The sequence below is a fragment of the Streptococcus suis genome, from assembly GCF_019856455.1.
GTDB lineage: Bacteria > Bacillota > Bacilli > Lactobacillales > Streptococcaceae > Streptococcus > Streptococcus suis_AE.
The window spans coordinates 1217487-1230984 of sequence record NZ_CP082205.1 but is presented as its reverse complement, the minus strand read 5'-3'; the positions used below and the strand labels follow the sequence as shown (position 1 = coordinate 1230984).

The 13498-nt window shown below is 40.8% G+C and carries 9 protein-coding genes; 1 reads left to right on the top strand and 8 read right to left on the bottom strand.

The features are described 5' to 3' along the window. Positions 1-60 precede the first annotated feature (60 nt). The 6 genes from K6969_RS05995 to nth all read right to left on the bottom strand — a co-directional run bounded on the left by K6969_RS05995 (position 61) and on the right by nth (position 5789). Positions 61-1116: a pyridoxal phosphate-dependent aminotransferase gene (locus tag K6969_RS05995; protein WP_171942626.1), complete on the bottom strand. Its 1056-nt coding sequence runs from the start codon at positions 1114-1116 to the stop codon at positions 61-63. Positions 1117-1146: 30 nt separating this feature from the next. After that, complete coding sequence (gene trmD / locus K6969_RS05990) at positions 1147-1872, bottom strand: tRNA (guanosine(37)-N1)-methyltransferase TrmD (protein ID WP_002941457.1); 726 nt, start codon at positions 1870-1872, stop codon at positions 1147-1149. Beyond that, on the bottom strand, positions 1862-2380 hold the full coding sequence (rimM, locus tag K6969_RS05985) for a ribosome maturation factor RimM (RefSeq protein ID WP_015646874.1): 519 nt from the start codon (positions 2378-2380) through the stop codon (positions 1862-1864). The genes trmD and rimM overlap by 11 nt, the downstream gene beginning before the upstream one ends. A gap of 97 nt (positions 2381-2477) precedes the next feature. After that, complete coding sequence (locus tag K6969_RS05980; RefSeq protein WP_029174082.1) at positions 2478-3827, bottom strand: MATE family efflux transporter; 1350 nt, start codon at positions 3825-3827, stop codon at positions 2478-2480. A 69-nt stretch (positions 3828-3896) separates the two neighbouring features. After that, the gene (guaC, locus tag K6969_RS05975) at positions 3897-4880 is read right to left on the bottom strand and encodes a GMP reductase (RefSeq protein WP_029174083.1); all 984 of its coding nucleotides are present in this window, start codon (positions 4878-4880) and stop codon (positions 3897-3899) included. 285 nt (positions 4881-5165) lie between these two features. Next, positions 5166-5789: an endonuclease III gene (nth, locus tag K6969_RS05970; RefSeq protein WP_012775083.1), complete on the bottom strand. Its 624-nt coding sequence runs from the start codon at positions 5787-5789 to the stop codon at positions 5166-5168. Positions 5790-5886: 97 nt separating this feature from the next. On the opposite strand from nth, the gene K6969_RS05965 reads away from it, so the two are divergent. Beyond that, positions 5887-6750 (top strand): NAD(P)H-hydrate dehydratase, encoded by an 864-nt coding sequence (locus K6969_RS05965; protein ID WP_029174084.1) that lies wholly within the window; start codon positions 5887-5889, stop codon positions 6748-6750. Between the two features lie 221 nt (positions 6751-6971). On the opposite strand, the gene K6969_RS05960 is transcribed toward K6969_RS05965, so the two are convergent. Both K6969_RS05960 and thiI read right to left on the bottom strand, forming a co-directional pair. Further along, positions 6972-11729, bottom strand: a complete 4758-nt coding sequence (locus K6969_RS05960; protein WP_029174085.1) for a S8 family serine peptidase — start codon at positions 11727-11729, stop codon at positions 6972-6974. 551 nt (positions 11730-12280) lie between these two features. Beyond that, a complete protein-coding gene (thiI, locus tag K6969_RS05950) occupies positions 12281-13498 on the bottom strand; it encodes a tRNA uracil 4-sulfurtransferase ThiI (RefSeq protein WP_029173548.1) in 1218 nt (405 codons plus the stop codon).

Genomic DNA, 13498 nt, shown 5'->3' with positions numbered 1-13498 from the left:
TGCCAATGTCAATCATTTTCTATCATTTTCTTTCGAAAAATCAAAAAAACTAGCAGAAATCTACGCTTCCACTAGTTTCTCAATCATTTTTTTTATCATGTCCATTTCTTCTGGACGGCCAATAGATAGGCGAATATACCCTTCTAATTTACCTGTTGGATAATATTTGAAATTCCAATCCTGTGCCAAGGCTTGCTGATAAAATTCTTCTGCCCACGGTGCTTTAAACGTTACAAAACTAGCCTGACTAGGTAGAACTTGACAGTTATCTAACCCTTGCAAGAATAAAATCATTTCTTCTCGCAAATTCTGAATTACTCCCACTGTTTCTAAAACTTTGTCTGTATAATTCAATGCAATGGTTGCCATTTTTGCAGTCAAGTTTGACAAGCTGAACGGGGGAATGACCTTGTCCAATTCATAAATTAACTCTTCGCTTCCTACCGCAAAGCCAACTCGTAAACCTGCAAGTCCAAAAGCCTTTGATAAGGTCCGTAAAACTAAGACATTCTCATAGTCTTCAAGTCGGCTGATGAAACTTTCAACTTCTGCAAATTCAATATAGGCCTCGTCAATAACCAGCAATCCCTTGAAAGAAGTCGCTAACCTTTCCAAATCTTCCATAGAATAGGCAACCGAGGAAGGATTGTTAGGATTGGAAAGCATGATTATCTTTGCCTTCACCTCCTCCGCACGCGCCAACAATTTCTCTACTGGCAGGACGAGTGTATCGTTTTTTGCTTCCAAGTCAATGGCTTCAAAACGGCTACCATGCATGTGATTATAGGTTTCATACATGAAGAAGTCTGGATTGACAGTCAAAAAAGTATCATCCTTTTCCATAAAGGTGGAAACAATCATGTGAATAAGGTGATCAGAGCCCACACCTACTGTTACTTGTTTGGGATTCACACCAAGATAGGCCGCATATTTCTCAATCAGTTCGGAGTAAGTGTTATCACCATAAAAACTTAATTGATTGACATCCAAATTTTCCAAGGTCTCTTGTGGCAAAAAGGACCAATCAATAATGCGATTTTCATTATTGCCCAAGTCGTATTTAGCAATTTTTCCTAACTTATAAGGTTGGTAATGTTCAAATACCTTGCGTTTCATCATTTCTCCTTCTAGCAAGAAAAACACAGTCTAATCAACTGTGTCTTCTGCTTTGATTTTTTCAAAAATAGTTAACTCTTCAGCTGTAAAGTTGTAATTTTCCAACAAGTCTGGACGACGTTGATAGGTTTTGCGTAGACTCTCTTCCAAACGCCATTTACGAATATTTTCATGGTGCCCACTCATGAGAACATCTGGCACTACCATTCCACGATACTCGTATGGTCGGGTGTATTGAGGATATTCCAATAGCCCTGATGAAAAACTATCATCCGTATGACTGACTTCCTTGCCAATAACCTCTGGAATCAGGCGAACGGTAGCATCAATCATGGTCATAGCCGCCAACTCTCCGCCTGTCAGAACATAGTCTCCGAGAGAAATCTCATCTGTTACCAAGGTCTTAATCCGCTCATCATATCCTTCATAGTGACCGCAAATGAAAATCAGCTGCTCTTCCTGTGCCAATTCTTCGGCATAGGCCTGATTGAAAGTACGCCCAGCGGGATCCAATAGGATAACACGTGGCTTGGTTTGTTCAATGCTATCCATGGTATCAAAAATTGGCTGGGCACGGAGCAACATGCCTTGTCCTCCACCATAGGGTTCATCGTCCACATGGCGAGCCTTTTCAGCATTCTCTCGGAAATTGTGGTAGTTGATTTCCAACAAGCCCTTGTCACGCGCCTTACCCACAATAGAGTGTTCTAGAGGTGCAAACATCTCAGGGAAGAGGGTCAAAATATCAATTCTCATCGTCTAGGCCCTCGAGTAATTCCACATCTACACGGTTATTTGGAATATCAATGTTCAAGACAACAGGTGGAATATATGGCAAGAGCAGGTCTTTCTTACCTTTTCGTTTCACCACCCAGACATCATTGGCACCTGGCTGCAAGATTTCCTTGATTTGTCCGATCAGAATATCATTCTCATAGACATCCAAGCCGATAATTTCATGGTAATAAAACTCACCATCTTCAAGGTCGGTCAAGTTTTCCTCGGCAATTTTCAAACTAAAGCCCTTGTACTTTTCAATATCGTTGATATGGTACATGCCCTTAAACTTGATAATATCAAAGTTCTTAGCCTTACGGTGACTAGCAATTTCCACTTCCATGACAAACTGATCCTTGTCATCAAAAAGTGCAAGCTTTGCCCCTTTTTTAAAACGTTCTTCTGCAAAATCGGTCACAGACAAAACACGCATTTCCCCTTGTAGGCCTTGCGTGTTAACAATCTTTCCTACGTTAAAATAATTCATGATTTCTCCATTTGATTTTCTATCCTTTTATTTTAACATGAGCAAGATATTTTCACAAGAGAGAAAAAGCCGGATGCCTCCGACTTTCATAGTTAATTTATTTCACGGACAAATGAGAATGAGCTATTTTGATCAAGCGCAAATTAAGAGCTATTCCGCAGACAAAAATCCCTGAAATGAGACCAATCCAATAGGCTTCTGGACCCATTTGGAAAAATCTTTCAAGCAAGAATGCGACTGGGAAGGTCATAGACCAATAGGCAACCAAACCAAGTATAAATGGAACAGTCGTATCCTTGTAACCACGTAAAATCCCCTGAATAGGTGCTGTAAAGGCATCTGCCAATTGGAACATGAGGGCAAAGCTCAGGAAATGCGAGGTCAGACGGATAAATTCTGCATCATTACCATAAAGGTAGGCAACTTTGGAGCGGAAAAAATAAAGGAAAGTGAGTGTTAGGCCTGCAAAACCAAGTGCAACCAAGCGTCCTAGACGGCTGTAGGCTTTCACATCTTGTGGTCGTTTAGCCCCTACTTCATAAGCAATGACAATAGCTAGGGCTGAAGAAACTGAGGCAGGAAAGGCATATAATAATGTCGCAAAGTTCATAGCTGACTGGTGGGCTGCTATAATCTGTGCTGAAAATTTTGCCATGTAGAGCCCTACTACTGCAAAAATTGCTACTTCTGCAAAGACTTGTAAACCGATGGGAAGACCGATTTTCAAGCCTTCCTTCAATAAAGAAAGGTCAATCGGACTCCACCGCCAAATCTGATAAGAAGAAATAGTCTTATTTTTGCACATGACAATGACGATTACTAGCAATACCGCCCAGTAAGCTAAAGCAGTACCCAATCCAGCTCCAGCTCCGCCCAGGGCCGGTAGGCCCATTTTCCCATAAATTAAGAGATAGTTAAATAGACTGTTAAATGGGACAAGGAGCAACATGAGGTACATGGATAGCTGAGTCAAACCGAGGGCGTCGAAAAAAGAGCGACAGACACTAAAGAGCAAGAGAGGCAGGATACCAATGGAAATAAAATAGAGGTACTGCCGACCAACTTGAAAAACAGTTTCATCAAGTCCAAACTGAGCCAAGGCGGGAACAGCGATAAATAGGATCGAGCACAAGAGCAAAATGGTTAATCCGATGGCTAGATAAACAAACTGATGAAACTCCTCACGAATCTTATCTCTTTCACCTTTTCCTAAATATTGAGCGATGATTGGAACCAATGCAGATACAATCCCTGTTAGAAATGAAAAAAGCGGATTCCAAAGACTTGTTGCCATGGAAACACCTGCCAAATCCATAGTACTATACTGACCAGTCATCATGGTATCGATAAAAGATGCCGAGTAATTAGCAAATTGATAAATTAAAATGGGCAAAAAAATTTTGATAAAGAGCCAGAGCTTCTCTTTGTTATTTCTTGTTTGGTACATACTTATTCTCTTTCAATTTTATATAAATATTGTAACAAGAAAAGGACCTGCATTGCAAGTCCTCTTTGACTAGATAGAGTCACCATTCCAGATAGAGTTTTTCACGATAACATAGTCCACATGCTTCAAGCTGGTAATGTCACGTCCTCCTGCATAAGAAATAGATGACTGCAAATCTTGCTCCATTTCAATCAGCGTATCTTTCAAGTGGCCTTTGGCTGGCAGGAGAATTTTTTTGCCTTCCACGTTCTTATAAGCACCTTTTTGATATTCAGATGCAGAGCCGTAGTACTCTTTGAATTTCTCACCATCAACTTCAATTGTTTTACCTGGGCTTTCAATGTGACCGGCAAAGAGCGAACCAATCATGACCATGCTTGCGCCGAAGCGGATGGATTTGGCAATGTCTCCGTGGGTACGAATACCACCGTCCGCAATAATTGGTTTACGGGCAGCTTTTGCACACCAACGAAGGGCTGCCAGCTGCCAACCACCTGTACCAAAACCAGTCTTAACCTTTGTAATACATACTTTACCTGGACCAATACCAACTTTTGTCGCATCCGCACCAGCATTTTCCAACTCACGTACAGCTTCAGGAGTCCCAACATTACCTGCAATGACAAAGGTATCAGGCAGTTCTTTCTTGATATGTTGAATCATCTTGATAACACTTTCTGCATGACCATGCGCAATATCAATGGTGATAAACTCAGGGGCATCAGCTTTCAAACTAGTCACAAACTCATATTCATATTCTTTTACGCCAACCGAGATAGAAGCAATCAAGCCTTGGTCATGCATGCGCTTCACGAAAGGAATACGTCCCTCTTCATCAAAACGGTGCATGATGTAAAAATAGCCATCTTTTGCCAACATCTCTGCTACATCTTCATCAATAATAGTCTGCATATTAGCTGGAACAACTGGTAATTTAAAGCTATATTTCCCAAGAGTCACTGTTGTATCTGCCTCGGAACGGCTATTGATGATACATTTATTTGGAATGAGCTGAATATCTTCGTAGTCAAAAACTGGTGTTTCGTTGAACATGCTTCTACCTCTTTTTCTTAACATTGAAACAGAAAAACGGTTTGTTTTTCGTATTTTTTCCTTATTACAAGATATAGTATAGCTTATTGTTTGTGTTTTGTCAATAAAAAAGAAACCTATCTAGACAATATTCGGATATATCACCTTTAAGGCTTGTTTATAAAATATAACATTCGTATAATTCTTTTCTGAGTTACTATTCTTATAAAATTTAAAAAAATGTTCAGAATTTACTCAAAAAATTTTACATAAAAACTAAAAAAATCTTCAAAAACAGAAGATTTTTTAGTCAAATTCATATAATTGTGGGAATTTTTCGCATTCAGGGTTCTTAGGATGGCAAACCTCACGACCAAAATAAATCATAGCTTGATGAGCAGGGAGCCAGAGTTCAGGAGGTAAGACTTCCATGACTCGTTTTTCTGTTTCCAGGGGTGTAGCCGATTTTTTGACAATATCGTGGTGTTTACAAATCCGTCCCACGTGGGTATCAACTGCAAAGGCGGGAATTCCGAAACCGACACTTAAAACAACATTGGCCGTTTTTCTTCCCACTCCTGCCAAGGCTTCTAATTCCTCACGAGTTTGAGGAACAATACCATTATGCCGTTCCATCAACTGCTGGGCACAGTCTTTTAAAAATTTTGCCTTGTTTCGGTACAAACCCAAACGAGAAATATAAGGCTCAATATCCTTCACTTCTGCTGCCGCCATGGCTTGGGGTGTAGGGAAAGCTGCGAACAAACCAGGTGTCGCCTTATTCACCGCAGCATCTGTAGTTTGAGCAGATAAGAGCACTGCACATACCAACTCAAAGTGATTTCGAAAGTCCAAGCTAGGCTTAGCATCAGGATATAGAGCGATGATTTCTTCAATAACTTTTCTTGCACGTTTTTTTGATAATACCATGAATTCATTATAGCATGAAAACTTGAATTTATCTAAAATCTGGATTGTCATAAACCTCATTCCTCGTGGTATAATAAAAAGAAAAGGGGGAATATGTATGGACTTACAAGAACTCTGTAGAAAGGTCATTCAAGCAAGAACACGCAACAGCCATAAGGGAAGCTATGGTCGAGTCTTGCTGATTGGTGGACTGTATCCCTATGGTGGTGCGATTATCATGGCCGCACTAGCAAGCGTCAACAGTGGAGCAGGCTTGGTAACTGTTGCTACTGAAAAAGATAACATACCAGCCTTACATAGTCATCTGCCTGAAGCTATGGCATTTTCATTTGACGATCAAGCCTTGCTGATAAGCAGCTTAGAAAATGCTGACTTGGTATTGATTGGTCCAGGTTTGGGGGAAAATAGCAGAGCTGAACAGTTATTGGACTTTGTTTTTGAACATTTATCTGACCAGCAGATTTTAGTTCTTGACGGATCAGCCCTTACCTTAGTCGCAAAGCAAAACAGAAAGAACTTCCCGTGTAAACAAGTCATCCTGACACCCCACCAGAAAGAATGGGAACGGTTATCAGCCATTCCGGTTGCTGACCAAGCAAGCCAAAGAAATCTTGAAGCCTTGCAATCTTTTCAAGAAAATACAATCCTTGTAGCTAAAAGTTCTGCTACTCAAATCCTAAAAACCCAGCCAAACCAAGTCACTCCAATAGGAGCTGGTGGTCCCTACCAAGCAACAGGAGGTATGGGAGATACTCTTGCAGGTATGATTGCAGGATTTGCTGTACAATTTCCCCATGTTCAACTATATGAAAGAATCCTTGTAGCAACCTACCTCCACTCCTATATTGCTGACCAACTGGCTCAAGATTATTATCTTGTAAAGCCAACCGATATCTCAAGAAACATCCAAAAGACAATGGCTTCAATTTCAAATACAAACAACCGCCTAATCAATGATTAAGCGGTCTTTTATATAACAAACTCGTGATTAAAGTCTGACAAATGGTAGAAAAGGATACTCAATGCAAATCAAAAGTTGCCTAGGAAACGAAGCCGAAGATAGAACTCTGTTACTATCTTATTTCAAGGTAACAGGCTGAAAACCTCCACTGGAGCTTTTCACTCATCAAGGCAAGTTGACAACGGATAATTTTGATTTTCGAAGAGTATGACTATATTTTCTTAGACTTCTTCTTTATGACGTCGTTTGCTTACCAACAGAGTCCCTAGCCCAATAATGACACCAAGAACAAGATAGTATCTCGTATCATTTTCTCCAGTATTTGGTAGTTGAGTCACTTGTTTTTCTTGATTAGGGCTAGATAGACTAGCTTGCAAAGTGACTGGACGAGGTAAAGTTGGTTGAGGGTTTGGCTTCTGCCCTATCGGTACATATCCTGAATTCCCAGTATCTTTTACAGGAGGTGCTTGTACATCAACTTTTTCTGAGTCTATAGGTGGAGGCGTTACAGTGCCTTCATCTTTTTTGTCAGTGGCAGTATTTGCTGGCTCTTTGGCATCATTTGTTGAAGTAGCAACACCATCCAGTTCTGCCTGAGCGCTTGTCAGAACGGCTAGAGCTTGATCGACACTTGCTTGGCTTGCAGATTCATCAGCTAGAATCGCTTTCGCTGCTTCAACTGCCTGGTCATAAGCTTGTTTCACGTTTTCAGATGCATTGAGATACTTAGCATCTGTCGCTTTTAATACGGAAGAAACGGATACTGCGCTACGAAGGGCTGAAATATCAGTCTTTTGACCATCTAAGCCGGCTTTCGCTGCTAACAAGTCCGCCAACGCTTGGTTGACAACTGCCTGTGTTACATTCTCTTGGTTCAATACAAGTTGTGCTGAACGAACAGCTGTATCATAGGCAATTTGTTTGGTATTTTCAGCATTGTAGTAAATAAAGTTTGCCTGAGTCGGTGTGTAGTTTGATACTTCAGCAATCAGTTTTTCCGTATCGGTAGCCTGACCGTTTAGCTGCTCTCTCGCTGCCACAAGACTGGCAACTGCTGAATCTACTTGTGCCTGATTGTGTTTGTTGGCATATACTGCATTGGCATCTTCTAATGCTTTAACATAGGCAGTTTGAAGTTCTGGACTAGCATTGTAATAACGCGCTGTTTCTTCAAGTCCAGCAAGTTCAGCAATCAGTTCTTTCAAAGCAACTTTATTAATCAAGGTTAATTTCTTAACATTTGACTGGTTTGCAAGTACTACTACGTCTAATTCTTCCAAAAATTCATAGCCTTCTGGGAGGGTTGGAAGGATAGTGTAGGTACCAACTGGTACAAATTTACCATAATCGGTCTTAGAATATTTAGCATTTGGTAGCTGAATAGTCTGGCCATCAGCAGTTACCAGTTGGATGGTTGAACCAGAAGGTAGTAATGCATCAATATCTACCAGCAAGTTGGCCTTATCTTTCAAAGTCACATAGAAATTCACCTCGGCAGTACTATTTTCTTCCGAAATTGTCACGACTGCTTTTGTTTCACCAGCTAGGCTTGACCATTCTGTATCATATAAGAATAAATCAAAGGTGTAAGTACCAAATGGTAGCTTAAGAACGCTAGTATCGCCGGCATATCGTGGTAATTCTGCAACAATCTTGCCTGTTTCATCGGTGACTGAGTAAGAGAAAAGTATTGGTGCAGGACTATTTGTATCTTTATCAAGAATATTGACAGTTACCAACCCTTTTTCATTGCCAATACTGATCAGATTCTCTACTTTTTCATAGCTGATGTTACCAGCATAATCCTCTACTGTGTAGTAGAATTTTGAAATATCTGCAAGGTCAAGAGGCAATGTAAAGGAGCCATCGTCGTTTTGTGCCACAAATACCTTGTTATCAGAAACGGTTACATCACCATTTTCTAATAAGGAAGGAATAGTTGTCACACCGCTTGCATCTGCTACAAGGTAGAATACTTGCTCGCGATATAGACCGGATTCTCCTTTTTCAATGGCTGGACGAGGGTTAAATGTAAAGTTTGTTTCATCATAGGTAGCTGTGGTGATAACTGGTGATTCTCTATCGATGATAACATCGAAAATCATAGTTTGTACTGCTGCACCTGGAACTTCAGATGAGTAGGTCAAAACGTATTGATACTTACCATCTGCTAAAGCATTTCCCTTGCTGTCTGTCCCATTCCATTCAGTAGGGTAAATAATGCTTGATTTTGGATTTTTAGGATCACCACTATAGAAGTTCTTATTGCCTGACTGTGGTTGACTTTCCCAAAGTGGATTTGTTCGCTCAGTATCATCTGCAGCATAGACGCTTGCGACTAAATCCGTATAATTTCTCAAGAAGACACCTTTGAAAGCGAGCGAATCTTGGTTGTCATCCCCATTTGGCGAGATAGCTAAATGAGGCTTACCAGACTCATCAAGCTCTAAAACAAAGTATCCTGCTTCATTTTTAAATGTACCTAGAGTCTTGATAGCAAAGTCAGATCGTTTATCTGTAGAATAGATTAACTCGGTACTTCCTGTAACAAGACCTGTGTAGTGATGGCTGATGTCAACAGTATCTGGTTGTGCTGTAACAGGTTCAAAGTAGAAGCCCCCCTTACCATCGGCAATAAGATTGTAAATCGGCTCTTCTAGAACGGCTAGATTTTGGAATTCCCCACGGAAACCAACGTATGGAATGCTGACAATATCACCACCATCGGCTACATCTGTAAATCGAACAAAACCTTCAAGATAGTAACCGTTTTTCATTAAACCTGTCAATTCTTCTGCAAAGCTTGATGCATCGACATTAATTGTAACAGTTGTACTTGAATTGGCTTTCACAGTCACCTTACCGCCAGAAATCTCTGCTAATAGACGCGGAGCCAAGGTGATTAATCCATTTTGGACAGTATCAGTTGTTAATTGCGTTGAGTAGTTTAAAGTCTTATCTTCGTTTGTAATGTTATGAAGTGTGACCGTAAAGCTGAATGTATCCTCAACATTGCCCAAGGTAATGCTGCCATAACCGTCTTCGCCAGTCAAATATAAACCTGTAGAAATAGCTGCCGCAGTATCGATGATACCTGCACCTTGTTGGCGAGGGGAAGTGTAGGCTGTTGTTTCTTTGTTCACATGTGCTTTAGCAGTAGACATAAGCAAGTGTTTTACTAAGGCTTCGATTTCTTGAGGGGACTTAGTAGGGTAAGTTGCCTGTAAATACTGTTTTACTAGTACGGCTGCTCCTGCCACGTGTGGTGAAGCCATACTTGTTCCCTGCATGTTGGCATAGTCATTATCATTGATAGCTGCATAAATAGCACCACCTGGAGCAGCTAAGTCTGGTTTTAGCTCGCCATCCGCTGATAGACCCCAACTTGAAAAATCTGAAAGAAGACCTGCTTCTGGGTTAGGGCGAATATCTGTTTCGTTATTGAACGCAATCTTATATGAGTTAGCTGCCAAAGCTTCACCAAATTCCAATGGAATGAAGACAGATGGAATTGCAATAGCTGTATCATCAAGTTGCATGCTTACATTGGCTTCACCTGGACGGCTATTGAAAATGACCACCCCTACTGCACCTGCAGCTGTTGCATTGGCTATTTTTTCTGAGAAGGTAATCGTTCCACGTTTGATGAGTGCAAGTTTTCCAGTCAAATCTAGACCATCAAAATCCGAAGCTTGACCGATTCCCGCATAGACATATTCATATTCTTTCCCGATTTCAAATGGTACGGGACTTTTCTCTGGATTATCAAACGAACTCTTACCGTAATTCAAGTCAGCATTGTTTTCTAAGCCAATGATATTGATTACTTTACTACCAACCGTTGTGTTATTGTAAGAAGCGACAGAAATTGCATCGCGAGCTGTTGAAGGGGCACCGACCAAGCCATAATCTGGATAATCGGCTGACGGATTAGAATGACCTGAACCAAATGTTCCATCATTACCAGCTGCAATAACAACAGAAACCCCTGCACGACGAGCAGCCTCGATTGCTGCAGTCACATTTTCATTCATGTTAACAACAGAGCCATTAGCTCCTCCCAGGCTGAGGTTGATGCTATCTGCACCTAATTTTACAGCATCTTCAATCGCCTTTACGTACAATGCTGCGCCTGTTGTAGCTTTGAGGTCTGAGAATACACGCATAAACATGACTTGCGCTTCAGGAGCTACACCATACATTAATTGTCCAGCGACTGGTTGTGTCGGATTTCCTGTGGCAATACTCGTTACGTGCATACCGTGTGAGCGTTTGTCTTCTTCTTTCAAGACAGTATTCACATCAACATAGTTATAACCAAATACAACCTTATCGTTAAACCATTCACCGTAGGTAATTCCTGCTGCTTCTTTAGCTGCTTCTATCTCTTTTTCTGATTTATATTTTGCAGTTGAGAGATCTGAAATATGCAATACATCGTGATCAACGTCAAGACCGGAATCTATGATTGCAACTACTGTCCCTTCGCCCTTGTAACCACTATCCCAAACTTTAGGTACTGTAATGATTGTATTACTATCAATGTTTTGTGGTTTCGCTTCTTCCTGATTAGTAATAGCAGTAGTCTCATCTGCTACGGCAAGCTTCTCCTCTTCTTCTACTTTTTTCTCTGAAATAGCTGGAGTTTCTACAGCTGGTTGAGTCGCTTCTACTTCTGTATTTGTGATGTTTTCAAGAGCTTCTGAGCCATGTGTTTCCTCTTCATTACCTGTAGTGGTTACATCAGTTTGGGTAGCCTCCACAGAAGTGTCAACTAACTCCTCGACAACGGAACTTTCTGAGGCTGATTCGCTGACGATTGCGTCAGGAACAGTTGCTTCCACCTTAGTCTCTGCAAGGCTTGTCAATTCATCTGCAACTACCGATGGTGCACCTGCAAACAAAAAAACTGCACCCAAAAGAACAGACACAGTTCCAATTTTATACTTCCGAAGTGAGAAAGTTTCTTTCTTTTTCATAACTTTTCCTCCTAGTTTTTCTCCTTCATTATTGGCAAAACCAATAAATATATTAAAACACAAAATTATCAGTATTGCAAGTATATTCTGAAAATTCAGTTATTTATTCAAACTATAACTAGCTATCAATAATATCTATAACCATAGATACAGATAATGCACACTATAGTCAAATGAATTAGCTTTCAGACAAGGAACTGAGGGCAGGCAGTACTAGAGTACGGCAATCCGAAAGTGACGATGTTTCAAAGTTAATTCAAATGTCTATTTGGCACAGCCAAGGAATACCATAATCTGCGCTACACGAGAGAAAAAGGCAAGTCCAAAATGGAGGATAAGATTGGACTGACTTTGGCGTGCTTAAATCTCAAAAAACTAGTTAAAAGGATGGCAAGAAGGCCTTTTTATTTTGTCCAGATGGGGTGGTTTCAGCATTAAAACAGCCATTTTTCTCTAAAAACAGTAAAAAAGACAAACACCAAAACGATGTTTGTCTGCAATCTGAAATCCAGCAATAGCTGGATTTACATGTATGTCAAAACAATTGAATTCTACAGTAAGTCTTCAATCAAACTATCCACTTCGTCTTTCACTTCCTCTTTCGGTGTGATTTCAGTTACGATAATCCCAGCCACAGCTCGTTCCACCAAGCTTTCAACATCCATACGTGCTTCGTACTGCTCGACATTTTTGATTTTAGGGTTAGTTTTTGGACGGTCAGGAGCAAAGATGGTACAGCAATCCTCAAATGGCTGGATGGAAATATCAAAGGTATCAATTTCTTGAGCAATATCAATGATTTCCAACTTATCCATGGTAACGACTGGACGGATAACAGGTGTATTTGTCACCGCATTGATAGCCTGCATGGATTCCAAGGTCTGACTTGCCACTTGTCCTAGACTTTCACCATTGATAATAACCATGGCACCACGCTCTTCCCGTACTCGGTCTGTAATCCGCATCATGAATCGGCGTGTCAAGGTCATCAAATAAGCTTCAGGTGCTTTTTCCTTGATTTCTTCCTGAATTTCTGTAAACAGCACTTCGATAAAGGTGATATTACCACCAAAGGCAGTCAATTTACGAGTCAAATCATGGGCTTTTTTAAGTGCACCTGGGCTAGTATAAGGCGGACTTGCAAAGTGAAGGGCTTCAATTTCAACCCCACGTTTCAGTGCTAAATAGCCCGCAACAGGTGAATCAATACCACCTGATAGCATCAGCGTACCCTTGCCAGATGTACCAACTGGAAGACCGCCTGCCCCCTTGATTTCTTCATGGGAAATATAGGCTGCATCCGGACGGATTTCCACTCGCAAGGTAATATCTGGTGACTTCATCTGTACCTGTACATTTGGAATGGCTGTAAAAACCGCATCTCCAAGGACTTGGTTAAGGTCACGGCTGTCCAATTCAAAATTGTGGTCACTACGACGCGCAGCAATCTTGAAGGTCATCCCTTCCTTGTAAATGGACTGCATAATCTCCACAACCGCTTCTTTCAAGGCTGGAACTGACTTTTCAATCTTATAAGACGGTGCAAAATTTTGGATACCAAAAATCTTCTTCAAAGAAGCTGACACTTCCTGATAATCTGCCCCATTCAAATAGACATGACCACGGTCACGGTCAAAATAAACCGTCACTTCTGGATAGACTGAAAGGACGTGCTTGATGTTGTTACGCAGTTTGTTCACAAACCGCATCTTGTTTTTCCCTTTGGTTGACAATTCGCCATAGCGAATCATAATTTCTGAATAGTTCAT

Coding starts and splice junctions, on each gene's coding strand:
- K6969_RS05995 (WP_171942626.1), bottom strand. CDS start 1,116: ATGAAACGCAAGGTATTTGAACATTACCAACCTTATAAGTTAGGAAAA.
- trmD (WP_002941457.1), bottom strand. CDS start 1,872: ATGAGAATTGATATTTTGACCCTCTTCCCTGAGATGTTTGCACCTCTA.
- rimM (WP_015646874.1), bottom strand. CDS start 2,380: ATGAATTATTTTAACGTAGGAAAGATTGTTAACACGCAAGGCCTACAA.
- K6969_RS05980 (WP_029174082.1), bottom strand. CDS start 3,827: ATGTACCAAACAAGAAATAACAAAGAGAAGCTCTGGCTCTTTATCAAA.
- guaC (WP_029174083.1), bottom strand. CDS start 4,880: ATGTTCAACGAAACACCAGTTTTTGACTACGAAGATATTCAGCTCATT.
- nth (WP_012775083.1), bottom strand. CDS start 5,789: ATGGTATTATCAAAAAAACGTGCAAGAAAAGTTATTGAAGAAATCATC.
- K6969_RS05965 (WP_029174084.1), top strand. CDS start 5,887: ATGGACTTACAAGAACTCTGTAGAAAGGTCATTCAAGCAAGAACACGC.
- K6969_RS05960 (WP_029174085.1), bottom strand. CDS start 11,729: ATGAAAAAGAAAGAAACTTTCTCACTTCGGAAGTATAAAATTGGAACT.
- thiI (WP_029173548.1), bottom strand. CDS start 13,498: ATGAACTATTCAGAAATTATGATTCGCTATGGCGAATTGTCAACCAAA.